Consider the following 23,110-nt stretch of genomic DNA (forward strand, 5'->3'; position numbering starts at 1 on the left):
AGCGGCTGCGAGGGCCCCGGGCAAGTCGCGGGAGTGAGGGAAGGCGGGTAGCGAGTGCCGGACATCGTCAAGAGCGGGCAAGCCATTGCGATGTCCGGCGCCAGGCAGCAGCAGTCAGATCATGGCGCCGTTTTTACGGGAACGAGGTATTACGCTAGAGAACAATCATGATTGTGCGGCCAAAAAGAAACTGGTTCAGCATGTTGTTCGTGTGGAATGGCTCGGTGTTGCAGACCATCATTCCACAGCTTGTTTTCCTGGCATTTGTCAGTGGCTTCGCAGTCTTGACGCAGGGGCGCATACTGGGCGAGAAGATACCGCTCAATACTGCCCCGTTCACACTCTTCGGCGTGGCGTTAACAATCTTTCTGGCCTTCCGGAACACCGCGAGTTATGAGCGCTACAAGGAAGCTCGGCTTATCTGGGGGAATGTGCTGATCGCCTCGCGGTCGCTCACCTCGCAGATACTGAGCTACATTCCCGAGAATGAAAGTGTGGACCGCATTCAACTGGTCCGCAGCCTGATTGCTTTTGTCTATGCATTGAAGCATCAGCTGCGCAAGACCGACCCGAGCCGGGATCTCGTCAGGCTCCTCGGCAGGGATGCGGCAGAGCGATTGCAGCTGAGACATTATCGGCCGATCGCGCTTCTCAACGACATCCGGTCCGATATCGGCCGGCTCAGGTTTGCCGGCGTGGTTTCCGATGCGGGTCTCTGGGTGTTCGACACGCAGATCAATGAGCTGGAGAAGACCGTGGGTGGCTGCGAGAGAATCGCCTCGACCCCGATTCCTTTTGCGTACGGTGTGCTGCTCCATCGCACCGTATATGCCTATTGCGTAATGCTGCCGTTTGGGCTTGTCGATTCGACGGAATTATTTACGCCAATCATCTCCGTTTTTGTTGCCTACACATTGATTGCACTGGAGGCGATTGCCGATGAAGTGTCCGAGCCATTCAGCACGGCTCCCAATGCGCTTGCCCTGGATGCCATCGCCTGCAATATCGAGCGCTCCCTGCTCGAGCTTTGCGGCAGCGAAATTCCGGCGGAGAAGGTTCCGGACCGCCAGTATCAGCTGACGTGAGCGATGTTGCGCTGCGTGGGACCAAGCGGGGAGGGCGCGCAGCCGTACGCTATGGAAGAAGCAGGCGCCGGGGATGGGTATAGACGACCAGGCTCCCGCTTCGCACAAAGCCGGCCAGGGTCACCGCGGTGACGTCCGCCAGCCGCACCGCCAGGGCGGTCGGGGCGGACACGGCCGCCAGAATCCCCGCGCCGATTGACGCGGTCTTCAGCACCATCTCGTAGCTTGCGCGGCTGGTGATGATCACCGCACCGCTGGCGCGTTCCTCGTTGCCGCGTGCAAGCGCGCCGGCCAGCTTGTCCAGCGCATTGTGGCGGCCGACATCCTCGCGCAGGATGGCCAGCGCACCATCGGCACGCATCCATGCCGCGGCATGCGTTGCGCCGGTCTCGTGCAGCAAGGCCTGGCGCTCGTGCAGCGCGGCAAAGGCGTTGTCGAACACGGACGGATCGAACGACGCCGTGCTTTGGACCGGCGGCGGCGTGCGAATGACATCCTGGAGCGATTCGGCACCGCACAGTCCGCAGCCGGTACGGCCGGCCAGTGCGCGACGCCTGGCCTTGAGCTCAGCGAACGCACCGGTTGCGATCTCCACTTTGATCGTGATGCCGTCTTCATCGGCTTCCACGCTGATGTCGTAGATATCGCTGGCGCGCTCCACAATCCCTTCATTGAGGCTGAAGCCGATGGCGAAGTCTTCGAGGTCGGCGGGCGTCGCCAGCATTACCGCATGTGAGATGCCGTTGTACTCAAGCGCGACGGGCATTTCCTCGGCCAGACGGTCGTCCTCGGTGCTCATCGTGCCGCGACGCCACCGCCTGACCGAAAGCGTGTGTTGTACCGGTATGTCTTCGATACCGGCACAGCCGTCTTCATCACGCATATCGGGCTTCATCGATGGAGGCGATTCCGGGATCGGGCAAGTTCCTAGCTTCCATGAAATCCGGGCAGGCCATGGGCGAGCTTGCTGCTTGCCAGCGCGATGGCGCGCTTCACGGCTCCGGGGAAGTCGGCACGAAGATCTTCAATCGCGATGGAGCGGCGGTAGAAGTCCGCCCACACAAACTCGGCGAAGGCCGTGGGCGTCTTTTCATAGCCTCCGGCTTCCCGCACGTAGCCGGCCAACGACCGGTACGGGTCGTCGAGAAGCTTCTCCAGATGATGGGGAATGGCCGAAAAATAGTGCCGTACGCCTTGCTCGTCCAGCGGGTGTACCCACAGGTGCTTGTCCATCTCAAGCCAGAATTCGTCCGGCTGGAAGGCGGAAAGGTCGGCCTCTACCATGAAGTAGCCCGTGGTCACGCCGGCTTCCAGGGCGGCCCTGCCGAGATGATGGTGATCGGTAATGTACAGCTTGCCGCCGGGTCCATCCACGGCGGGGATCGGATGGGCCTGCATGAACGCCTGCTGCTCTTTCGCGTTGAGTGAAGCCAGGTGTTTCTTCTTGTCCTGTACCTCAATCATGCCCACTGTGAGCTGAGTAGGGTGGAGTTGATGGATCAGAGCTTCACGGATCTTCGACATGCAATTCTCCCAGAGGTCTATTGCTCACATCGATGCTGGGCAGAGCTGTGCGTGCCTCAATTGGCGGAGACCAGGCGCTGGTCTTTGTGAGTATAGGGCGACGGTTCGGGGCTGCGAAATAGTTTCCGCGCCACGGCGATCTCCGATTGGCGTAGTTGTGCCGCTATGATGTAACTGGTTGCGCGCAGTTCCCGGACCTCGGGACGCAGAGTGGCATGCCTTGGGGGGCGCGGGCTCTGCGGGTTCCGACCGGACGGTACCCCCAGGCAATCATTCTCTTGTTCGAGGCGCACGACATGTCGACTATTCCGACTGATGCTTCGGTGCGGCACATGCCGTTCCTGAGAGGGCTGCTTCCCATTGACCGTGCGCAACTGCCCCGGGACATAGCTGCGGGGATCACGCTGGCGGCGCTCGGCATCCCGGAGGTGATGGGCTACACCAAGATCGCGGGCACGCCGACGATCACTGGCCTCTACACGATACTGCTGCCGCTGGTGGCGTTTGCCCTGCTGGGCGCTTCGCGCCATCTGGTGGTTGCCGCCGATTCGGCAACCGCGGCGATCCTCGCCAGCTCGCTTGCGGCAGCGGCCGCCGTGGGTAGCGTGGAATATGTCGGCCTGACCAGTGCCGTCGCACTTGCCGTTGCGGTGATGCTCGTGCTCGCGCGCATCCTCCGGCTCGGGTTCCTGGCCGATTTCCTCTCGCGCAGCGCCCTGATTGGCTTTCTTACCGGTGTCGGTGTCCAGGTCGCCTGCGGGGAGCTGGCGGGCCTGTTCGGACTTCCCAGACAAGGCCATGGCACGTTCGCCCAATTCGTGTCCACCATCCAGCGCCTTGGAGAATTCAGCCATGTGACGGCCTTGCTTTCGATTGCGGTGCTGGCGGTGATCCTGGGGTGCAAACGCTTTGTCCCCCGTGCGCCCGGTGCGCTGATTGCCGTGGTCGGCGCGATCGCCTGCAGTGCGGCGTTCGATTTCGAGCGGCACGGCATCGAGATCATCGGCAAGGTGCCCAGCGGGGTGCCGTCGGTTTCGGTGCCACCCTTACCCCTTGCGCATGTGAACCAGGTACTGCTGACGGCGGCTTCCTGCTTCATTGTGATCATCGCGCAGAGCGCGGCGACCGCGCGAGCATACGCCAACCGCTACAACGAGCGTGGTGACGACAACCTCGATATTGTCGGCCTCGCGGGCGCGAATGCGATGGCGGGATTGACCGGCACGTTCGTTGTCAACGGCAGCCCGACGAAGACAGAGATGCTCGATGACGCGGGTGGTAGAAGCCAGATTGCCCACCTGACCACGGCATGCATCGTATTGCTGGTGCTGCTGTTCCTGACCAGGCCGCTGAGCTACCTGCCGACCGCGGTGCTGTCGGCCATCGTCTTCATGATCGGCGTGAAACTGATCGACGTGAAAGGCATGACGGACCTGTACCGCGTACAGAAGGATGAATTCCTCATCGCGCTGATCACGGCGGGCGTTGTGGTGCTCGTCGACGTCATGCATGGCATTCTTGCCGCCGTGCTGTTGTCGTTGCTGGACCATACGCGCTATAGCTACCGATTGCGCACCCGGGTGCTCACGCCTCTTCCCGGTGGTCACTGGATGGCGCACAAGGTAGCGCCAAACCTCTTTGCGGCACCTGGCATCGTGGTCTATCGCTTCGAGGCCGACCTGTTCTATGCCAATGCCGGACGCTTCATGGGAGAAATCCTGCGGCTCGTCGAGCAAGTGAATCCGCAGGTGAACTGGGTCGTCATCGATGCGTCGGAGATTTTCAACGTCGACTATACCGCCGGAAAAACGCTGCAGCAGCTTTGCCAGGAACTGGAGCGGCGGGGTGTCGGCATCGCGACCGTTGCGGTGCCGGAAGGCATACTGCCGGAACTGAATCGCTATCGTGCGCTCGGCGCGGAATTCGGTCACCCCGAGATATTCATGACCGTCGAGGAAGCGATCAATGTGCTGCGTGGTTTGCCGCGGTCAACACCCGGGTCCGCGCCCGCGCAGGATACCGCGGGCAATGGAAAGCCATCCGCATAGCCCCTGATAATCCGGCGTCTTTCTGCTCGCATTTGGCTGGCACGCGTGGCTACGCATGCGGGCGGGGTGCTTACGTGACTGTCCCTTCGTCCGCCTTGCTGTCGATTGCCTCGCGCAGCGCGTCATCAACGGTCTCCAGCAGGACAAACCGCAACTGGCTGCGCGCGTCGGCGGGAATGTCCTCGAGGTCCGGTGCGTTGCGCGCTGGCAGCAGTACCGTGCCGATGCCCCCGCGCAATGCGGCCAGCACCTTTTCCTTGATGCCCCCCAACGGCAGGACGATGCCGCGCAGGCTGATCTCGCCGGTCACGGCGCAATCGCTGCGCACGGCCTGCCGCGTCAGCAGCGACGCGATCGCAATGAACATCGCCACGCCGGCACTGGGGCCGTCCTTTGGCACCGCGCCGGCCGGCACGTGGATATGAATGTCGCGCTTGTCGAAGCCCATGCAGTCGATATGCAGTGCCTCGCAGCGCGACTTGACCAGCGTCAGCGCAGCCTGTGCGCTTTCCTTCATCACCTCGCCCAACTGGCCCGTCAGCACCAGCCGGCCCCCGCCCGGCGAGCTGCTGGCCTCGATGAAAAGCAGATCGCCGCCCACCGGTGTCCACGCGAGTCCGGTCACCACGCCCGGCAAGCTGGTCCGCATTGCGACTTCGCTCTCGAAGCGGCGATGTCCCAGGATCGATGGCAACCGATCGGCCTCGATGCGTTCGCGGGCTGCCGGGTCCTCGGCCACGCGCATCGCGACATGGCGGAATACGGCGCCGATCTGCCGCTCCAGGCTGCGCACACCGGCTTCGCGGGTGTAGTCGCGGATGATGGAGCGCAGGGCGTCAGCTCGCATTGTGCTGGGGTGAGGCCGCACGCTGCCAGCTGTCGTGGTACCAGGAAGCGCCTGGCAATCTGGAACTTCTCGGCCTCGGTGTACCCGGGCAGATCCAGCACTTCCATGCGGTCCCGCAAAGGCCCGGCAATGCTCTCGGGCTGGTTGGCGGTGGCAATGAACACGACGGCGGACAAGTCGAACGGCACCCCCAGGTAGTTGTCCCGGAAGGAAGCATTCTGCTCGGGATCCAGGACCTCAAGCATCGCCGCGGCCGGATCGCCGTGGATGCCTTGGCCGAGTTTGTCCAGCTCGTCCAGCAGCATGACGCAGTTGCGCGCCCCGGCCTTGCGGATGGCCGGTGCGGGATGGGTTTCCTGGCTCTCCGGAGTCGATTCGGGGGCCTTTCCTTCGCTGTCCGTGCTCATCATCGCTCCTCGATCCGCTGGCGCTCGCCGGCTTCAGTCCAGCCTCTCGAAGGCCAGCAACAGGCAACCGTGCTCGGAGTCACGCTGTACCAGACGGTAGTGCCCGGACGGAAGGCGGACTTGCCGCTCGAAGCGGCCATAGGGAATTTCCAGGCGATGGACGGCCGCGCCAGCGAAGGCGCGCGGCAGCTTCCGCTCGGCTGCAACGATCAGCGTCCCGCCTTCGAGGCTCACGTCAATGCTGTCGGGAGGCACGCCAGGCAGCGCTACGACGACGACGAGGCGGCCGACATGCTCGAACATCTCGATCGGCGGCTCCCATACCGGCACCTGCGCGGGCTGGCCGGCGAGCCGGAAGAACTGGCGATGCAGGCGCTCGGCGCGCTCGAGGGTTTCGATGGCGGTTTCCCACATCGTGGCGTAGCGACTGGTTGTCATGCCCGGCTCCCTGCCTGTTCCGCCAGCCCGGCACTGGCGATCCATTCATCAAAGGCCAACATCGCGCTCCTGTCATTTGGCCCGCCGCTCGGGTTGCGAGAAGCGAGCCGGGCGGCATAGCGGTGCGAGGCACAGATCGGGGTCTATGAAAGGGATACAGTTCTCCGCGGCCTGGAGGAGGGCAATCATCGTTGCAAGATGGCTGCCAAAGCTGCCGCCGGATCGCTGACGACCTGCGATCCCGGACCCAGTCAAACTGTACCGTTCAGCGTTTCGGGTGTCTGTACCCTCGTGGGGGCGCCGTCCTTTCCTACCATTCTGACTAAAGGATGGAAGGTTGGCTGGCATGTATATCAGTTCGTTTATCAAGACTCCCGGTCAGGACATTGTCCTCGTGAATGTGATTCCCAATCGCCGTCGCGCGCGTTGCCGGATCACCGAGAGGCCGACGGGTCTGCGGGTACAACGCGAGCTCAGAGCGTTGCTGCCGGCAGGCGGCGGGTCGGCCTGCAACGCGCCGATCTCCGGCAACGCGGAACATGACGCGCGTGATCGCCAGATGCGCGCGATCGCAGCCCCATCCCTCAAGTCAGCGTAGAGAAATTTCCACTTTTCCCACTGCGTAAAGACGGCAGTGGCGATGCGGCCCGGTCATCCGGCCTGGCCGCTGGGGATCGTTTTGCTCTTCTCGTTCGAAGTGTGGCAAGAGGAAGCGGCAGCGAGTGGGCCGCTTTGTGTACCAGGTGAGTCGTCGAATATGAATGATCTGTGGCTCAGAAAGCCGTCCGTTGCGTATGGAGACTGGCAAGACCGCGAGCGATCGGCCGCAGGCCGCCGCGGGTATGCTCCGCAATCTGTGGTCCAGCATCGGGCCATGCTCGATCGCTTTCATCGGCATCTGGTCGCCCAGGGCGTCACGATCGCGAATTTCGACAGCGAACATATTGAAGCGTTCTGGCTCGATCCGGAGGCGGTTTCCTATGCGCCTGGTACGCGCAAGCGTTACCTCCAGTTGCTTGACCGTCTTTGTCGCCATCTGGTGGAGATAGGCGTCAGGCAGAACAATCCTGCCACCGGGCTTGTGGGCGATGCCGGCTGGCCTGTCCAGGGCACCGTTCCATTGTTCCTGCCGGAGGCCGTTGACCTGCGGCTACAGGATTTCGTGAACGCGTATCAGGGCGACGATGTCTCGATACTTCGTATGCGCGCCGTTGTCGCTCTGTTTCTTGGCACGGGCATTACGGCTGCGGAAGGGAGAGCCGCGACCACAGCCGACCTTCACACATCGTGCGAATCGCCGTACCTGAACGTTGAGGAAGGGCGCGGAAAGCCTGCCCGGAAGATTCCCCTGGAGGCGTTCGCCGTGTCGGCCCTGGCCGCCTGGAAAGCCCGGCGGGAAGCACTCCCGATAGCCGGCGGCCTGCTCTTTGCATTGCGCTCCACTGGCGCGCCGATCACCGATATGAGCCTCGGAAATATCGTGCGGGATGCATTCAGGCAGATCGGCTATGAGGCCGCCGATATGAGTCCCAGAATTCTCAGGAACACCTACGGCCGGCGTGCGCTTCTCGCCGGAATGCCGCGTGACCAGGTGTCGCGGCTGCTTGGTCTCGCAAGCAACCATACCTGCGACAGGATCATGACCACCATCGATGACAGACCCTAGCGTTCAGATTGACGTCCTGCCGTCATTGAAACTGGCGACGGACCGGCACGATGCCTATCATGGCGTGATAGGACACAGGGGGTGTGAGATGGATTCCGCGCTGCCAGCAGACCTGGCGATGTGACGGGCGAGGGATCAAAGGATTCGGAGTATGACCAGGCGGTTCAAGGTAGGAGACCACGTCTCCTGGAATTCCGAGGCAGGTCGGGTCGCGGGGACAATTGTCGCTGTTCATACAGCGGATTTTGACTACAAGGGGCATGTGCATCACGCCACGAAGGACGATCCCCAGTACATGATCAAGAGCGACAAGACCGATCACATTGCGGCCCACAGGGGTGCCGTACTTGAACTGGTACCTCGCCAGGGCAAAGCGTGACGCTGCCGTTCTACACCATCGGCCATTCGAACCGGACGCTCCGCGATTTTTTCGCGTTGCTGGATGAGGCCGGTATTCGCGCGCTCGTGGATATCAGGAAGATTCCGAAGTCCAGATCCAACCCGCAGTACAACGAGAACACGCTTGAGGACGACCTGGCCGCGCTGGACATCACGTATGAGCATGTGGCTGCACTCGGCGGCCTTCGGGGCAAAACGTCAGCCTTGCCCCGGACCGTGAACGGCTTCTGGACCAATGAGAGCTTTCACAACTACGCGGACTATGCGCTTTCCGGTGATTTTCACGCGGGTCTTGATCACCTGATCGACGTGGGCCGAAGGCGACGCTGCGTGATGATGTGCTCGGAAGCCGTATGGTGGCGTTGTCATCGACGCATTGTTGCCGACTATCTGCTGGCGCGCGGTGAAACGGTTCTCCACATCATGGGGCATGGGCGTCTGGAGCCTGCCAGCCTTACCGTTGGCGCCGTCGTTCAATCCGATGGAACCGTTGCGTACCCCGCCGAGGCATAGTTGTGCCGGCAACTGCTCTGCCCCATGCCGGGTGCCGGCATCATGAACCACCGCGATCCGTGCAGCACTTGGCAGGCACCGCCCCGTAAATCGCCATCAGTGCGCTGGCAATCCCGTTGGTCCAGCCGAACCCGTCCTGCAGCGGATATTCACCCCCGCCGCCACCTTTGGCCCGCCCCTCGACATGCTCGATGCGGTATTTTTCCACCAGCTTGCATTCATGGGTGTATAGGCTTGCCACAGTCGCCAGCCAGCGCTGGGCGATCTCGTCCGCCAGGTCGTGGTGGCCATAGCGCGCCAGGCCTCGCACCGCCAGCCATTGCAGCGGGGCCCAGCCGTTGGGATGGTCCCATTGCTGGCCGGATGTGCATTCGGTGGTGGCCAGGCCGCCGTCATCGAGCAGGCGGGCCGCTATCGTCTGCGCCAGCGCTTGCGCCTGTGGTGCCTGTGCCAGGCCGAGATAGAGCGGCATCACGGTCGCCGCGGTCAGGCATTGGCGCTGTGCGCCGCGGCACCAGTCATAGTCGACAAAGGCGCCCGCTGCGTTGTCCCACATGTATTGCTGAATGGCGGTCTCGCGCCGCTGCGCCGCGGCGCGGTAGGCGTCTGCCCCGGCATCGCCGGCCTGCTCGCACAGCACGGCCAGGCGTGTTTCCAGGTGCCACAGCAATGCGTTCAGGTCGACCGGCAGTACCGCGGTGGTGCGGATGGTAACCAGGTCGGCGGGCTGGCCGCATGGCGTGTCGAGCCAGCGTGAACTGAAGTCCCAGCCCGATTCCGCCGCGGCACGCAGGTCGCGGAACACCAGGTGGTGCGGCCGGCCGCTGCGCATGGCGGTCTCCACGTCCTCGAGAAAAGCTTCTTCGCGCGGCCACGAGCGGTCGTCCCAGTAGCGGTTCAGCACCGCACCGTCGGGCAGGCAGACAACACGCCGGTGCGCATGGCCGGGCCGCAGCGCCTGCGCGCCATCCATCCAGAACGCGTATTCCTGATGCAGCTGGGGCAGGAAGTCGATGGCGCTGGCCAGGTGCTCGCGCTCCAGCAGATCCACCATCAGCGCAAATACCGGGGGCTGCGAACGGCTCAGGTAGTAATTGCGCGTGCCGTTCGGCACCAGTCCGTAGGTGTCGATCAGGTAGGCGAAGTTCTGCGCCATCTCTACCATCAGGTCACCGCGCCCACTGCCGGCCATGCCCTCCATGGTGAAGTACGAATCCCAGTAGTACAGCTCGCCGAAGCGCCCGCCCGGCACGACATAGCGGTGCGGCAGCGGCAACAGCGATGACAGCGGCGGATGCGCCACGGGCTCGCGTGTCAGCACCGGCCACAGGCCGTCGATATGCTCGCGCAGGGTGCTGGCGGGGTCGGACAGGTAGTGGCTGTCGGGCACGGTGGCGCGCGTGAAGTACGCCTGCACGAAATCGGCCAGCGAAAAGCCCGGCGTGCCGCGCACTTCACGGTAACGCGCGACGATCTCGTCGGGGTCGCAGTTGGGGATGCAGTCGGGGAAGGTCTTGCTGTCGGCAAACAGGCCGCTGTGCTGGACATCGACAAACAGCTCGGCATAGCGCGCCGCCGGTGAAAGCGAGTCGGCATGCGGGCAACTGGAGAGCGCGTGCGGCGGCGGGCATTCGCGGTGCGTGACCAGCGGAGGCCGCACCACGGCATGGATCCTGGGCGGCGCCGCCGCCGGCCCTGCGAGTGCCGCGGCACCGTCAGGCGTAGCCGGGTGCGTGTGCGGCACCGTGTAGGCATCGGCCTTCGGGACTCGGTCCGCCGGGACGCTGGAATCATTGTTCTGCATAGTTCCGGAGCAGGCCGCGCATGCGCCGGCTCATGAAGATGGGAGCGCAGGATAGCGTTGAAGTTCGCTGGCGGACGAGGAACCCGTGTCCGGGCAAGGCAGTGTCGCAGCAAGCGGTGCTGGTGATGACCTTGTGGAACGCCCACCAGGTCTCCGGCCAGCCGGGCAGCAGCACCAACGGTTCGCCCTTGCCGCCGACGACGTAGTGCAACCGCACGCCGTTGACGTCGGCGTAGCCGTTCCTGAATCCGGCCAGCGATTTCACCAGGGCGGCGTCGGATACGGTGGCGCCCTTGGCCGTTGCGGTCTTGTGTGCCACCGCTACATCACTGCGGACTTGAGCGTTCGCCTGCGCGAAACCTGGAAAGGCGGTTAGCACAAGAGCGGCTATCGCGGCGCTCGCAGTGCCCATTCTGGCAATGACTTTCAAAGTGCATCTCCATCGATCTAAGGGACTAAGCAAATAAGGCAACCCGCTCAGGAAATTGCCGTGCGCAGATCGTCCGTGTTGTGTTCAGCGCCCGATGGGTCGTGCGCAGCGCGTTGATGAACATGTGCCGCGGGCGTGCGGTCGATCAACAGACTGAGCAGTTCCGGCCGGTTGTAGTGGCCGGCCGAATCCATCAACAACTTGCGTCGGTCGATCATCGCGAAATCGAGGTCGGCGATGACTTCACCCTCACCCGACCGGAGCGGTTCACCGATCAACATGCCATCGGGGGTCACGATCGTGGTGAAGCAACCGCCAGAGATCGGGCCGATCTCGCAGCCAGTGTCCTTCATGATTTGCGCCTGCTGATCGGCATCCAGCCAGGCTGTCGCATTGACGACGAAACAGCCGGACTCCAGCGCGTGCTGGCGGATATTGATTTCCATCCTTTGCGCAAATCCTTCACCGAACGCAGAACCCGGATACATCGCCGAGTGGATCTGCTCGCCGTCGGCGATCATCGCGTAGCGCGCCAGCGGATTGTTGTGCTCAAAGCAAGCCAGTTGCCCAATGCGACCGACCTTGCTATCGACTGCGCACAGACCCGATCCATCGCCCTGACCCCAGACCATGCGCTCGAAATGGGTCGGTGTGATCTTGCGGCGGCGTTGGATCAGGGTGCCGTCGGCATCGAACAGCAGTTGAGTGTTGTAGATGGTTCCCCCGTCGCGCTCGTTGACGCCGATCGACACCACCATGCCAGCCTTTCGGGCTGCCTCGCCGATGGCGTCGGTCGCGGGAGACGGCACGGTCACGGCCTGGTCGAGCAACCTCAGATGCTCGGTGCCAGACAAGAGCTGCATCGGCGTCTGGACTGCGGAGAAATACGGGTAGTAGGGCACCACGGTCTCCGGGAAGGTGGCGAACTGCACACCTATCTGACCAAGCTCGTGGATTTTCCGCACAACCTTCTCGATGGTCCCTTCGCGGCTGTAGAGAACCGGGCTGATCTGGACGGCGGCGGCTTTGACGACTTTCATGACGAAACTCCTTGATGATTAGGAGGGGCACAGAGCGCCCCGCTACGTTGCATATACAACATTGGTGACTAAAAAAAATTCATGTGCGACGCGGCAGTTCGCTCGCCATGCCCATGAGCGCATTGGCGCCAACCGCTCCGAGGAGGGCCGTGCCTTTCATCTGGGCAGCCGACCACGCAGACGCGGCGCTGCGGAGCAATGTCTTGCCTTGTTCCGTGAGCGAAAGGGCGCGACTGCGACCATCGCTTCCCGGGACGCCTTCGGAGACCAGCCCCTGCGCGATGAGTGGCCGCAAATTCCTTGTCAACGTCGACCGGTCGTGAAAATTCTTGCGCCCGAGGTCCGACCGGCTGAGTGGGCCAATCTCGACGATCAGTACAAGCAGGGTGAATTGACAGGCATTTATGCCGAATGGCCGTAGCTGCTCGTCGTAGATCGCGGTCAGGACCCTGGAAATCTGCCGCGTACGCGTCAGCAGACAGTTCCGCGCAATCTCGCTGCTCACGTCATCTTCCACTTTGCGTTGAACGTTTAAGGTCACTCGACTCATGTTGCATATGCAATACGTTGAAGGACAAATCCCGGAGGGTCAGCGAATCATCCGGCCTGAACGAGCGTGACTGAGACTGCTACGGTTGCTTTGCACACTCACTACTCCATGGGCGTATTTGAGCGCGTAGACGTATCCCGCGCGTGTCCAGCAAAGGTGGTTTTCTTAAGCTTATGTGTCACCGCGCTCAGCAGATACGTTGCGATACGAAGCTAAAGGGCGTCGGCTTCCGGTCCGCTCAGATAGAGGTCACGGAATCGCTCGTCAACCCGCTCGCCCATCAGTTTCGAAAACAGCATCGCCGCATTCAGCGGGCGATGATTGATCACCACAGCGTCGGCTTCGCCCTGTTCGTTCAGGTGCGCCACGAGCAGGGTTTCGATCGGTACGCCCTGAATCTGCGCGCGGTAGGACTCCATGTATAGTCCGTTGCCGATCTCGCCCTTGTAGCTGTGATGCTGGAACTCGTAGAGCGAGACCGCGTGCCTGATCACAGACAAGATGTTCGCCCGCCCTTGGATGGGACGCTTCAGGACAGTCGCCTCAAGCGTCGCATCGTCGGCCAACCTGGCCAGCCAGAGCGGCGGCCCACCTGCAGGGGCCAGGACTGGTGCCGTATCGTTGAATTTCATGTCGGATTCTCCTTCGGTTGTATGAGCGTTGGCGGCGGGCGCAGCCATCCACTCCCGTGCCGCCAGCACTACATGAGGACGCTGTTACGACGCGGCACTTCCAGCGCTAATGGCATCAATAGCGGCTTCCAGCGTGATGCGTGCCTTTTCGCGCCGTCTCCGCGCGAGTCGTTCCTCGCCGAAACTCCGTTCGGACTCACCGGCCAGTAGCGCATGAATGGCGGGCAGCCTGAAGATTGCGCCGCGACTGCCCCAGGTACCGTCCGGAATTTCTGTCGGAAAGACCCATACCCGCGATGCGACCTCGTCGAACGGTCGGCCCTCGGCGCGGGCGACCGCTTCCGTGACGGCTTTAACCAGCGCGTTACGCGACTCGTCGGTGTATTGCCCCTCGGGCGCCGAAGGAATAATCCGGTAGCGCACTGCCTTCGAGCGCTCTCCTCCGACGAATACCGCGGCCGGTCGATGCAGATGAAGCACCGTTACGCCTTGCGCAACCGGATTGCGCGGGTCGTACCCTTCCGCCTTGATCAGGATGTCAGTCAGATCTTTAACCAGGCGTGCTTCCGCTTCAGGCGTCAAGGCGTCTTCCGGCCACAGGGCGTCGATCATTGGCATGGTGTCACTCCTTCATCAGGTGTCTCGGTTCGCCGATCATCGGCGTTTACGGGAAGACCTGGAAGTGGCAGTATTGCCATCATTCGAGGAATATCAGACAAATACGCAAATGATCACGATCCGGATCTGGGTCTATGACGGAATCCTGGCATCCGGCGTCGCGGGACCCATTGACGTCCTCAACGCCGCCAATATCCTGAGTGCACGGGAAGTCGCACACGGTCGCCATCCTTCGCCCATGTTCACCTGGCGCGTGGAGTCACTGGACGGAGGACCGGTCAAGGCCGCATCGGGCCAGAGCATTTCCGTGGACGGGAAAATCGATCCACGCAAGCGTGCGGACGCCATTCTGGTAACGGCCCCTTTCTTTTCCAACATGGACGAATTCGTCGGCCGCCGGAAGCAGTTGAACGCGCTGTCTTCCGCGCTACGTCGCCAACGCGAGGCCGGCGCCGTGCTGGCCGCATACTGCACCGGCAACTATCTGCTTGCCGAGGCGGGCTTGCTGGACGGCCGGATCGCCACCACACACTGGGCCACTGCGGCGGACTTCGCCCGACGCTATCCGCGTGTCGAACTTCGGGCCTCGGAGGTCCTGACCGCGCAAGATCGCATCATCTCGGGCGGTTCGGTAACGTCCTATCTCAATCTCGCCGTGCGGCTGGTTGAAACGTTCGCGGGCGAGAAGCTTGCCGCGATGACCGCCAAGTCGCTATTGATCGACATGAACCGGACGTCTCAAGCTTCCTATGCGAAGCTTCTCGACGACCACGGTCATGCCGATCCGCTCGTCGCACGAGCTCAACAGCGCATGGAGGCGACACTTCAGCAGGGGTTTCGGCTGAGCGAGCTCGCCGCATGGCTCGCTGTCAGCGAACGGACGCTTAACCGGCGTTTCAAGCTGGCAGTAGGCCTCGCGCCATTGGCGTATCTGCAGAACCTGCGCATCGAAGTCGCCAAGCAGTTGCTGGAATCAAGGCCCATTGGCCTTGAGATGGTCAGCCAACGCGTTGGCTATGGTGACCTCAGCACCTTCCGACAACTGTTCAAGCGCAAGACCGGTCTTTCGCCGAGCGAATATCAAATGCGATTTGCGCGCACGTCGATCACGGACAATACAGAAAGCTAGCCGCACAGCTTTCCCGACTAGCAATCCGTTTCTGGATTTCCGCGACCCCTGGGGCAATCGCATCGAGATCGTGGGCTATGACAATATCCAGTTCACCAAGGCTCCGAACGGAGTGTGTCGACGTGCGACGTGTCGATGGCGTGCCGGGGCGGCGTATCAGGCTGTGCGCGCCGCCCGGGTCGTCAGCACGATCTTGCCGATATGCGTGCCAGAATCCATTAGCGCATGCGCGCCGCGCGCATCGTCGAGATCGAAGGTTCGATACATCACGGGCTTCACCGCACCGCGCCGCATATGCGGAAACACTGATCGCTCGAGCTCCTCGATCAACGCCGCTTTTTCCTCGTGTGTGCGCGAGCGCAGCGTCGAGCCAATGTGCGTGAGGCGCTTCGCCAGCATCGGGACCAGGTCGAGCGACTGCGCCGGTCCCTTGATCACGCCGATCTGGACGATGCGGCCGTTCATCGCAGCCGCGGCGTAATTTCGCGCGACGTAATCGCCGGCAATGATGTCGACGACCACATCGACGCCACGCCCGGCCGTCGCGCGCATGACCGCCTCGACGAAATCCTCGTTGCGGTAATCCACTGCGACATCGGCGCCAAGGGCAATGCTCGCGTCGCGCTGCGCGTCGGAGCCGACCGTCGTGATGATCTTCGATGCGCCGAACGCCTTTGCGAGCATCGTCGCCGTGGTGCCAATTCCGGATGCGCCGCCGTGGATCAGCACGCTTTCGCCCGCGGCGAAATTGCCGCGCTGGAACAGGTTCAGCCATACCGTCAGAAAGGTCTCGGGCATCGCGGCCGCTTCGACCATCGAGAGACCTTCCGGGATCGCAAGTGTGTTGCTCTCATGCGCAACCGCGTATTCCGCATAGCCGCCACCCGGGACCAGCGCGCAGACAGGATCGCCGACTGCGAACCGGGTCACGTCAGGCCCGACGGACACGATCTCGCCCGCGACTTCGAGCCCGGGGATGTCCGACGCGCCCGGCGGCGGATCGTACAACCCCTTGCGCTGCATGACATCGGGACCGTTTACGCCGGCTGCGTGAATGCGGATCAGTACTTCGCCGGTATTCGGCGCGGGAACAGGCCGCTGCACGGGCGCAAGGACATCGGGGCCGCCTGGCCGCGTGATGCCGATTGCGGTCATCGCCACGGGAATGGTATGCGTTGCATGTGTCACGACTTCATCCTTTCAAAATGCCGGATGCACTGCGGATTCGAGCAACTTGCCAAATCGCCGCATCGGTTGGACAAAGTGTAGGGGCGCCGCCGGTGCTTGACACGCAGCGATTTTCCGACCGTATGATGCAAATTTGCATCACGCAGGAGACGACATGAACTGGGACGACGCACGCATCTTCGTTGCGCTCTATCGGGAAAGGACCTTGCGGGCCGCCGCACGCGCGCTCGACATCGACCAGGCGACGGTAGGCCGCAGGCTTGCCGTGCTCGAGCACGCGCTCGGCGCGACGCTATTCTTGCGCACGTCGAATGGCTACGAGCTCACGCCAGTCGGCAGGATCGCGATCCGCGCCGCCGAGGCGATGGAGCAGTCCGCGCACGATCTGGTGCGCCACACGCAAGGCATGGACAAGCGCCTTGCCGGCGAGGTGAAGCTCTCGACGACTGACGCGCTTGCGCAGGAATACGTAGTGCCGGCGATCGAGCGCCTGCATACGAAGCACCCAGACGTATCGGTGGTGCTCGACACGACCACCCATGTGCTCAATCTCGCGAAGCGTGAAGCAGACATCGCGATCCGGACCGTCAAGCCGCGAAATCCGGATCTGCTCGCCCGCCGCCTTGCGGGCTGGGAAGTGGGGCTGTTCGCGTCGCCCGACTATATGCGGCGCCATGGCGAACCGGTGCCGGGGGAGCGATTCGCGGGGCACGATCTCGTCGTCTACCAGCCGTATTTCGCCAAGGCGCGCGCGCCGTCGTTCGTCGGCGAACCGCTGACGGATGGCCGCATCGTCGCACGGCTAAACACGAACCTGACGCTGCGCGCGGCGCTCAAGACCGGGCTCGGCATCAGCGAGATACCCGTGCCGATGGGCGAACGCGACGGCCTTGTGCGGATCTGGCCAGACCGATCAAACGAAGCGTTATATGAGATATGGCTCGTCACGCATCAGGACCTGCGGCACACCGCGCGCATCCGCGTGACGATCGACGAGGTCGTCTTTGCGTTCGGCCGATAGTACCGAATGCGCCGCTCGTGGCGATGGTGCTTATGGCGTTCTTCCTACTCACTACCGGGGGAAGGGCTTTTGTGATGTCTGTGACGCATGTCAAGAGTGGCAATGGCGTCGCGACGAGATATAAGGGGTGCCCGCATATGACGTCCGCCAGCCTTGGCCAACAACCGTTAGCGGCAGCGCGCGGGGCCAGGAAGAAGGATGGCCGGGATTCGTAAATATGTGAAGCTTGAGATATTTTGGGAATCCCGGCCGACCCTCCGATTGGCTGCGGCGGGCGGTCAATGCGGGGCAGTCGGTGGAGTTCTTCCGCGTCGGGTAGCACCGGCGATTACCCCCAGCGTCAACACCTTCTTGTTCAGCGCATAGGTGAAGTTCGAGAACTGTTGAAGCCGGCTCTTGAGGGCGCTTGGCCGGCGACTGTCGCAATTGGCCGACACTTCTGTGCGTTTACCGCGGTTTCCGGTCATCGGTTGCTGGCGAGGAACGGACTGTGCTCCTAAGCTCGAACAGGCTGCCCGGCAGCATGCTGCAAAGGTCAGGCATGAAGTTGTGACTGGACCACCCAAAGCAAAAAAGAGAAAGAGAGGAGAACAGCATGTCACTGAAAAGGATGGCCCTGACGACTCTGCTGGGATGGCCGCTGGCAACCGTTGCGCAGTCAAGCGTCACGCTGTACGGCGTGATCGACGCCAACGTGGAATACGTCAACCACGCGGGCGTCGTGCCGACGGCCGCCAACGGATTCAACCCGGGACCGGGCAACGATGCCTACCGACTGACTTCCGGCGGACTTTCCGGCTCGCGCTGGGGCCTGCGCGGCAACGAGGACCTGGGCGGCGGCATCAAGGCTATCTTCGTGCTGGAAAGCGGCTTCGGCCTCGATACCGGCCTGTCGCAGCAAAGCGGCCGCCTGTTCGGCCGCCAGGCGTTCGTGGGCGTCCAGAGCGACCGCTTCGGCCAGGTCAGCCTGGGCCGGCAGTACACCTCGATGTTCGAGGCCCTGGCCAACTTCTCTCCAACCGCCTATGCCACGCAGTATGAGCCGGTCGTCATGCAGTCCGGCCCCAACTACCGCGAGGACAACACCATCAAGTACACCGGGAAGTTCGGGGGGCTGACGGCCCTCGCGCACTGGTCCTTCGGCGCCGGGGTGGCCCTGCCCGCCTCGGTAGGGTTCCCCATCCCGATTGGCGGCAATGGCGAAGTCCCGGGGCAGTTCCGACGCGACACCGCCTATGGCGGGGCACTGGCTTACACGCTCGGCCCGTTCGCCGCGACGGCCGGCTATGACCAGTGGAATCCCACCATCGGCACCGGCACCGGCACCATCAAGAAGGCCGTGGTAGGCGCCAGCTATGCATTCGGCCCCGCCAAGATCATGGGAGGCTACCGCTGGGGCCAGAACAAGAACGCGGCCGATGTCCTGATCCAGCGCGATGACTTCTACTGGATCGGGGCCAACTACCAGGTCGCGCCGGCGCTCGCGCTCACGCTCGAGTACAACTACGACGACCTCAAGAACCTTTTCGGCAACACGAGCGTGGCCAACCCATGGCAGATCTCCTTCGTGGCCGACTACTCGCTGTCCAAGCGCACCGATGTCTACCTGACCACGGCCTATGCCAAGAACGCCGGGTTGATGCTCGATTCGCTGGCGACCGTCTTTGCCAACAGCCTGTCGCTAGGTAACAGCTATGTCCTCGGCAACGGGCAGAGCAACATGTTCGGCGTCGCCTTAGGCGTCCGGCACAGGTTCTGAGTGCGCCGGGAGACCGGCAGGTCCATGAAAGTGCCTCACGAACCGGCCATACTTCCGGCGCGTGCCGCCCGACAGACCGCGGACGGCCTCGAGGAAGGCGTCGAATTCATCGAGAAACTGGACAACCTGCGCGTTTGGCGCCGGGGGCGCTTTGGGGGTAGTCCTATTGGACCGTTGGCGTGACATATTTCTTCTCCTGCCGGCCACCATGGCCGGTAAGAGAAGTTCAGGACATTATGCGAAGCGCTGCCACTTGGCCGCGGACGTCGAGCAGGCGTCACGAAAGCGCAGCGGGGACCGGCAGCCGGTATTACCTGCGATCCTTGAGCGGCACGAACTTGCGGTCTTCCGGCCCGGTGTAGTTCGCGCTCGGGCGGATGATCTTGTTGTCGATGCGCTGCTCGATGATGTGCCCAGTCCACCCCGAGGTGCGTGCAATCACAAACAGCGGGGTGAACATGGCGGTCGGCACGCCCATCATGTGGTAGCTCACCGCGCTGAACCAGTCCAGGTTGGCGAACATATTCTTGATGTCCCTCATCACCGTTTCCAGGCGCTCGGCAATGTGGAACACTTTGGTGGATCCGGCGTCATCGGATAGGCGCCGCGCCACGTCCTTGATGATTTGGTTGCGTGGGTCGCAGATGGCGTACACCGGGTGGCCGAAGCCCATCACGACTTCCTTGTTCTCAACGCGGCGCTCGATGTCGGCCTGGGCCTCGTCGGGGTTGTCGTAGCGCTTCTGGATCTCCAAAGCCACCTCGTTGGCACCACCGTGCTTCGGGCCGCGCAGCGCGCCAATGGCGCCGCAGATGGCCGAGTAGAGGTCCGAGCCCGTGCCGGCGATCACGCGTCCGGTGAAGGTCGAGGCGTTGAACTCATGCTCCGCGTACAGGATCAGCGAGGTGTGCATGGCACGCTCCCATAGCGCCGACGGCTTCTGGCCGTGCAGCAGGTGCAGGAAGTGCGCGCCAATCGAGTCGTCGTCGGTCTGCACCTCGATGCGCCTTCCGTTGTGGCTGAAGTGGTACCAGTACAGCAGCATCGAGCCGAGCGAGGCCATCAGGCGGTCGGCGATGTCGCGCGCGCCAGGCGCGTTGTGGTCGTCCTTCTCGGGCAGCACGGTGCCCAGCACCGACACGCCGGTGCGCAACACGTCCATCGGGTGGGCCGAGGCCGGCACGCATTCAAGCGCGGCCTTGACAGCGCTGGGCAGGCCGCGCAGCGCCTTGAGTTTGGCCTTGTAGCCACTCAGTTCGTGCCGGGCTCGGCAGCTTGCCGTGCACCAGCAGGTGGGCGATTTCCTCGAACTCGCAGACTTCGGCCACGTCGAGGATGTCGTATCCGCGGTAGTGCAGATCATTGCCGCTGCGGCCGACCGAGCACATCGCAGTATTGCCGGCAGACACGCCCGACAGGGCGACCGACTTCTTCGGAGGGGTGACTGGATGTTGTGGGTTGGACATCGGGGTCTCATTAATGTATGAACTGTTCCAGGTTGGAACACGTCAATCATGCCGAAACGAATGCCGTCGTCATGCACTAGTACGTGCTGGCGTATCGTTGTGCGTACCCCCAACCGATCTCGGCCAGTGGGATGGCTTTGCGGCCGGTTTCCTCGGCGTCTGCCGCCGCAGCGTTACCGCTTCTGGCGCGGTGGGCGATCCCGTTCATGATGGCCGCGAGCCGGAACAGGTTGTAGGCGAGGTAGAAGTCCCAGTGCTCGATGGCCTGTGCGCCGGTTGCGTTGCCATACCACTTGAGATAGGTCGCCTCGTCGGGAATGCCGAGCGCCTGGAGGTCGAGGCCGGATATGCCGCGCCAGAGGTCGGGAGGAATGTGCCAGCTCATGCAGTGGTAAGCGAGATCCGCAAGCGGATGGCCAAGTGTCGAAAGCTCCCAGTCCAGTACACCGAGCACTCGCGGCTCGGTGGGATGGAAGACGAGATTGTCGAGGCGGTAGTCGCCGTGCACCAGGGAGGTCGGATCGGTCTCGGGAATATGGTGCGGCAGCCAGTCGGCCAGTGCGGCCAGTGCAGGGTTGCCGTCGATGCCGGATTCCTGGCACTGGCTCGCCCAGCGCCGGATCTGTCGCGCGATATAGCCACCGGTCTTGCCATAGTCCCCGAGGCCGACCGCGCGATAGTCGACGCGGTGCAGGGCGGCGATGACACGATTCATCTCGCGATACACCTCGGCGCGCTGTGTGGGCGACAGGCCGGGCAGGGACTGGTCGAACATCACGCGTCCCTGCAGGAACTCCATGATGTAGAAGGGGCTGCCGATGACCGATGGGTCTTCGACGTAGAGGAACATGCGCGGTACCGGCACCTCGCTGTCTTGCAGGGCCTGCATGACACGATACTCGCGGTCGATGGCATGGGCCGACGACAACAGCTTGCCTGGCGGCTTGGTGCGCAGGACGTACTGCCGGGCGCCGGACGTGATCCTGTAGGTCGGGTTGGACTGGCCGCCTGCCAGGCGCTCGACTGCCATCGACGGCGTGTCGATCAAGCCCCGCTGGTGCAGCAGGGATGCCAGGGCGGCACTGTCGAATGGTGCAGTGTCCGCTGCATTCTGGCTGGAGGGGGCGTCCATGGATGGCATGATCGTGGGCGTTTGATTTGCGGTGTAGGGTGGGACTGCGGCCGGCATCACCCGGGCAGCCTGCGAAAGCGCCGTCGGGCGTGCTATAGCGTGCTGACGGTATGGCCGCCGTCAACCGGCGGCACTGCACCGGTCATGTAGTCCGAGGCGCTGGAGGCAAGCAGCAGCAGGGCGCCGTCGAGCTGGGAGGCCTGGCCGAGCCGGCGTTGCGGGATCCGCCTGACAAGCGCCTGGCCGCTCTCCGTCTCGAAGAAGCTCCGGTTGATGTCGGTCTCGAAGTAACCGGGCGCGAGCGCGTTGACGCGAATGCCGTGGCGCGCCCACTCCAGCGCCAGGGAGCGCGTCAGGTGGATCAGCCCGGCCTTGGCAGCGGTATAGGCGGGCACCTGCTGGGCGACTCGCAGTCCGAGGATGGAGGCGATGTTCACGATACTGCCGCCCGTGCCCGCGTCACGCATCATCCTCGCGGCGCACTGCGCCACCCGCCAGGCGCCGTTGAGGTTGGTGTCGATGACTGTCTGCCACGCGTCTTCGGTCACTTCCAGTGCCGGGGCCGTAGACGCGACGCCGGCGCTGTTGATGACGATCCCGACGGGGCCCAGATCGCGTCGCGCGGCATCGAAGGCGGCCTGCACCGAGTCGGGGTTTCTCACGTCCAGCGCGACGACGCAGCCGGCGGTGCCCTGTTCGCGCAGTTCCGCCAGCAAGGCTTCGCCCTCGGCGACGCGCCTGCCGGCCAGCGCCACCCGGCAGCCGGCGCTTGCCAGCGTCCGCGCGAAATGCCGGCCAAGGCCGCCGAAGGCGCCGGTCACCAGGGCGACCTTGCCTTCGAGGTCGGCAAACGGATGGGGCAGGGATGGGGGTCGATGCATATTGTCTCCCGGAGGGTTTCGCTTGGATGGGGGTGTTGGTGTCAGTCCACTGCCTTGAACATGTCTTCGACCACCTTCTTGGCGTCGCCGAACACCATCATGGTCTTGTCCATGTAGAACAGCTCGTTGTCCAGCCCGGCGTAGCCGGCGGCCATCGAACGCTTGTTGACGATGATGGTCTTGGCCTTGTACGCCTCCAGGATCGGCATCCCGGCGATCGGCGACTTCGGATCAGTCTTGGCGGCCGGGTTGACCACGTCGTTGGCCCCCAGCACCAGCACCACGTCGGCCTGGCCGAACTCGCTGTTGATGTCTTCCATCTCGTAGACCATGTCGTACGGCACCTCGGCCTCGGCCAGCAGCACGTTCATGTGGCCCGGCATGCGGCCCGCCACCGGGTGGATCGCGTACTTGACGGTCACGCCCTTCTCCGTGAGCTTTTCGGTCAGTTCCTTCAGGGCGTGCTGCGCGCGGGCCACGGCCAGGCCGTAGCCGGGCACGATCACCACGGTTTCGGCGTTGCCCATCAGGAA

At 63.1% G+C, this 23,110-nt stretch carries 22 protein-coding genes and 2 pseudogenes; 9 read left to right on the forward strand and 15 right to left on the reverse strand.

Features of this window, described 5'->3' with window-relative positions; genetic code table 11:
• Window positions 1-167 precede the first annotated feature (167 nt).
• Complete coding sequence (locus RM96_RS36050) at window positions 168-1,085, forward strand: bestrophin family protein (protein ID WP_039016558.1); 918 nt, start codon at window positions 168-170, stop codon at window positions 1,083-1,085.
• Window positions 1,086-1,134: 49 nt separating this feature from the next.
• On the opposite strand, the gene fdhD is transcribed toward RM96_RS36050, so the two are convergent.
• The gene (fdhD, locus tag RM96_RS36055; RefSeq protein WP_039016559.1) at window positions 1,135-1,980 is read right to left on the reverse strand and encodes a formate dehydrogenase accessory sulfurtransferase FdhD; all 846 of its coding nucleotides are present in this window, start codon (window positions 1,978-1,980) and stop codon (window positions 1,135-1,137) included.
• Between the two features lie 32 nt (window positions 1,981-2,012).
• The gene (locus tag RM96_RS36060; RefSeq protein WP_039016560.1) at window positions 2,013-2,609 is read right to left on the reverse strand and encodes a ParB-like protein; all 597 of its coding nucleotides are present in this window, start codon (window positions 2,607-2,609) and stop codon (window positions 2,013-2,015) included.
• Window positions 2,610-2,824: 215 nt separating this feature from the next.
• Between RM96_RS36060 and RM96_RS36065 the strand changes: the two genes are divergently transcribed.
• Window positions 2,825-4,657 (forward strand): SulP family inorganic anion transporter, encoded by a 1,833-nt coding sequence (locus tag RM96_RS36065; protein ID WP_238587529.1) that lies wholly within the window; start codon window positions 2,825-2,827, stop codon window positions 4,655-4,657.
• 70 nt (window positions 4,658-4,727) lie between these two features.
• On the opposite strand, the pseudogene RM96_RS36070 reads toward RM96_RS36065, so the two are convergent.
• Window positions 4,728-5,842, reverse strand: a pseudogene (locus tag RM96_RS36070) (S16 family serine protease); the annotation flags it as partial.
• Between the two features lie 102 nt (window positions 5,843-5,944).
• Entirely contained in the window at window positions 5,945-6,349 is a 405-nt protein-coding gene (locus RM96_RS36075; RefSeq protein WP_039016561.1) for an Hsp20/alpha crystallin family protein, read from the reverse strand.
• A gap of 346 nt (window positions 6,350-6,695) precedes the next feature.
• Between RM96_RS36075 and RM96_RS39185 the strand changes: the two genes are divergently transcribed.
• The 4 genes from RM96_RS39185 to RM96_RS36090 all read left to right on the forward strand — a co-directional run bounded on the left by RM96_RS39185 (window position 6,696) and on the right by RM96_RS36090 (window position 8,927).
• Window positions 6,696-6,947 (forward strand): hypothetical protein, encoded by a 252-nt coding sequence (locus RM96_RS39185; RefSeq protein ID WP_152624281.1) that lies wholly within the window; start codon window positions 6,696-6,698, stop codon window positions 6,945-6,947.
• A 276-nt stretch (window positions 6,948-7,223) separates the two neighbouring features.
• Window positions 7,224-8,015 (forward strand): tyrosine-type recombinase/integrase, encoded by a 792-nt coding sequence (locus RM96_RS36080; protein ID WP_238587530.1) that lies wholly within the window; start codon window positions 7,224-7,226, stop codon window positions 8,013-8,015.
• Between the two features lie 151 nt (window positions 8,016-8,166).
• Complete coding sequence (locus RM96_RS36085; protein WP_039016562.1) at window positions 8,167-8,394, forward strand: DUF2945 domain-containing protein; 228 nt, start codon at window positions 8,167-8,169, stop codon at window positions 8,392-8,394.
• On the forward strand, window positions 8,391-8,927 hold the full coding sequence (locus RM96_RS36090) for a DUF488 domain-containing protein (RefSeq protein ID WP_039016563.1): 537 nt from the start codon (window positions 8,391-8,393) through the stop codon (window positions 8,925-8,927). Before RM96_RS36085 ends, RM96_RS36090 begins: the two co-directional genes overlap by 4 nt.
• Window positions 8,928-8,967: 40 nt before the next feature.
• Here the strand turns inward: RM96_RS36090 and treF are convergent, their stop codons facing one another.
• The 6 genes from treF to RM96_RS36120 form a co-directional block, all read right to left on the reverse strand.
• A complete protein-coding gene (treF, locus tag RM96_RS36095) occupies window positions 8,968-10,731 on the reverse strand; it encodes an alpha,alpha-trehalase TreF (RefSeq protein ID WP_039016564.1) in 1,764 nt (587 codons plus the stop codon).
• Window positions 10,718-11,161, reverse strand: a complete 444-nt coding sequence (locus RM96_RS39750; protein WP_202966769.1) for an alpha/beta fold hydrolase — start codon at window positions 11,159-11,161, stop codon at window positions 10,718-10,720. Before RM96_RS39750 ends, treF begins: the two co-directional genes overlap by 14 nt.
• A 47-nt stretch (window positions 11,162-11,208) precedes the next feature.
• Window positions 11,209-12,201 carry a carbon-nitrogen hydrolase family protein gene (locus RM96_RS36105; protein WP_039016566.1) on the reverse strand — a complete coding sequence of 331 codons (993 nt, stop codon included), beginning with the start codon at window positions 12,199-12,201 and terminating at the stop codon, window positions 11,209-11,211.
• Between the two features lie 79 nt (window positions 12,202-12,280).
• The gene (locus tag RM96_RS36110) at window positions 12,281-12,751 is read right to left on the reverse strand and encodes a MarR family winged helix-turn-helix transcriptional regulator (RefSeq protein ID WP_052279940.1); all 471 of its coding nucleotides are present in this window, start codon (window positions 12,749-12,751) and stop codon (window positions 12,281-12,283) included.
• Between the two features lie 212 nt (window positions 12,752-12,963).
• Window positions 12,964-13,383, reverse strand: a complete 420-nt coding sequence (locus RM96_RS36115) for a hypothetical protein (protein ID WP_039016567.1) — start codon at window positions 13,381-13,383, stop codon at window positions 12,964-12,966.
• 84 nt (window positions 13,384-13,467) lie between these two features.
• Window positions 13,468-14,001 carry a tautomerase family protein gene (locus tag RM96_RS36120; RefSeq protein ID WP_039016568.1) on the reverse strand — a complete coding sequence of 178 codons (534 nt, stop codon included), beginning with the start codon at window positions 13,999-14,001 and terminating at the stop codon, window positions 13,468-13,470.
• Window positions 14,002-14,110: 109 nt separating this feature from the next.
• On the opposite strand from RM96_RS36120, the gene RM96_RS36125 reads away from it, so the two are divergent.
• On the forward strand, window positions 14,111-15,130 hold the full coding sequence (locus RM96_RS36125; protein WP_039016569.1) for a GlxA family transcriptional regulator: 1,020 nt from the start codon (window positions 14,111-14,113) through the stop codon (window positions 15,128-15,130).
• A gap of 156 nt (window positions 15,131-15,286) precedes the next feature.
• Here RM96_RS36125 and RM96_RS36130 read toward each other — a convergent pair whose 3' ends face one another.
• The gene (locus tag RM96_RS36130; RefSeq protein ID WP_039016570.1) at window positions 15,287-16,285 is read right to left on the reverse strand and encodes an NAD(P)H-quinone oxidoreductase; all 999 of its coding nucleotides are present in this window, start codon (window positions 16,283-16,285) and stop codon (window positions 15,287-15,289) included.
• A gap of 187 nt (window positions 16,286-16,472) precedes the next feature.
• Between RM96_RS36130 and RM96_RS36135 the strand changes: the two genes are divergently transcribed.
• Both RM96_RS36135 and RM96_RS36140 read left to right on the forward strand, forming a co-directional pair.
• Window positions 16,473-17,339, forward strand: a complete 867-nt coding sequence (locus RM96_RS36135) for a LysR family transcriptional regulator (RefSeq protein ID WP_039016571.1) — start codon at window positions 16,473-16,475, stop codon at window positions 17,337-17,339.
• Between the two features lie 595 nt (window positions 17,340-17,934).
• The gene (locus tag RM96_RS36140; protein ID WP_039016572.1) at window positions 17,935-19,098 is read left to right on the forward strand and encodes a porin; all 1,164 of its coding nucleotides are present in this window, start codon (window positions 17,935-17,937) and stop codon (window positions 19,096-19,098) included.
• Between the two features lie 310 nt (window positions 19,099-19,408).
• On the opposite strand, the pseudogene prpC reads toward RM96_RS36140, so the two are convergent.
• The 4 genes and pseudogenes from prpC to RM96_RS36160 all read right to left on the reverse strand — a co-directional run.
• A pseudogene (prpC, locus tag RM96_RS36145) lies at window positions 19,409-20,564 on the reverse strand (bifunctional 2-methylcitrate synthase/citrate synthase).
• Window positions 20,565-20,640: 76 nt separating this feature from the next.
• Window positions 20,641-21,705 carry a phosphotransferase gene (locus RM96_RS36150; protein ID WP_082016870.1) on the reverse strand — a complete coding sequence of 355 codons (1,065 nt, stop codon included), beginning with the start codon at window positions 21,703-21,705 and terminating at the stop codon, window positions 20,641-20,643.
• 83 nt (window positions 21,706-21,788) lie between these two features.
• A complete protein-coding gene (locus RM96_RS36155; protein ID WP_039016574.1) occupies window positions 21,789-22,577 on the reverse strand; it encodes an SDR family NAD(P)-dependent oxidoreductase in 789 nt (262 codons plus the stop codon).
• A 41-nt stretch (window positions 22,578-22,618) separates the two neighbouring features.
• The coding region (locus RM96_RS36160; protein ID WP_193752582.1) for an NAD(P)(+) transhydrogenase (Re/Si-specific) subunit beta at window positions 22,619-23,110 on the reverse strand (492 nt) is incomplete at its 5' end.

The sequence above is a fragment of the Cupriavidus sp. IDO genome (genome assembly GCF_000812465.1).
In the GTDB taxonomy this organism is placed as follows: domain Bacteria; phylum Pseudomonadota; class Gammaproteobacteria; order Burkholderiales; family Burkholderiaceae; genus Cupriavidus.

Coding starts and splice junctions, on each gene's coding strand:
- RM96_RS36050 (WP_039016558.1), top strand. CDS start 168: ATGATTGTGCGGCCAAAAAGAAACTGGTTCAGCATGTTGTTCGTGTGG.
- fdhD (WP_039016559.1), bottom strand. CDS start 1,980: ATGAAGCCCGATATGCGTGATGAAGACGGCTGTGCCGGTATCGAAGAC.
- RM96_RS36060 (WP_039016560.1), bottom strand. CDS start 2,609: ATGTCGAAGATCCGTGAAGCTCTGATCCATCAACTCCACCCTACTCAG.
- RM96_RS36065 (WP_238587529.1), top strand. CDS start 2,825: ATGCCTTGGGGGGCGCGGGCTCTGCGGGTTCCGACCGGACGGTACCCC.
- RM96_RS36075 (WP_039016561.1), bottom strand. CDS start 6,349: ATGACAACCAGTCGCTACGCCACGATGTGGGAAACCGCCATCGAAACC.
- RM96_RS39185 (WP_152624281.1), top strand. CDS start 6,696: ATGTATATCAGTTCGTTTATCAAGACTCCCGGTCAGGACATTGTCCTC.
- RM96_RS36080 (WP_238587530.1), top strand. CDS start 7,224: ATGCTCGATCGCTTTCATCGGCATCTGGTCGCCCAGGGCGTCACGATC.
- RM96_RS36085 (WP_039016562.1), top strand. CDS start 8,167: ATGACCAGGCGGTTCAAGGTAGGAGACCACGTCTCCTGGAATTCCGAG.
- treF (WP_039016564.1), bottom strand. CDS start 10,731: ATGCAGAACAATGATTCCAGCGTCCCGGCGGACCGAGTCCCGAAGGCC.
- RM96_RS36105 (WP_039016566.1), bottom strand. CDS start 12,201: ATGAAAGTCGTCAAAGCCGCCGCCGTCCAGATCAGCCCGGTTCTCTAC.
- RM96_RS36110 (WP_052279940.1), bottom strand. CDS start 12,751: ATGAGTCGAGTGACCTTAAACGTTCAACGCAAAGTGGAAGATGACGTG.
- RM96_RS36115 (WP_039016567.1), bottom strand. CDS start 13,383: ATGAAATTCAACGATACGGCACCAGTCCTGGCCCCTGCAGGTGGGCCG.
- RM96_RS36120 (WP_039016568.1), bottom strand. CDS start 14,001: ATGCCAATGATCGACGCCCTGTGGCCGGAAGACGCCTTGACGCCTGAA.
- RM96_RS36125 (WP_039016569.1), top strand. CDS start 14,111: ATGATCACGATCCGGATCTGGGTCTATGACGGAATCCTGGCATCCGGC.
- RM96_RS36130 (WP_039016570.1), bottom strand. CDS start 16,285: ATGACCGCAATCGGCATCACGCGGCCAGGCGGCCCCGATGTCCTTGCG.
- RM96_RS36135 (WP_039016571.1), top strand. CDS start 16,473: ATGAACTGGGACGACGCACGCATCTTCGTTGCGCTCTATCGGGAAAGG.
- RM96_RS36140 (WP_039016572.1), top strand. CDS start 17,935: ATGTCACTGAAAAGGATGGCCCTGACGACTCTGCTGGGATGGCCGCTG.
- RM96_RS36150 (WP_082016870.1), bottom strand. CDS start 21,705: ATGCCATCCATGGACGCCCCCTCCAGCCAGAATGCAGCGGACACTGCA.
- RM96_RS36155 (WP_039016574.1), bottom strand. CDS start 22,577: ATGCATCGACCCCCATCCCTGCCCCATCCGTTTGCCGACCTCGAAGGC.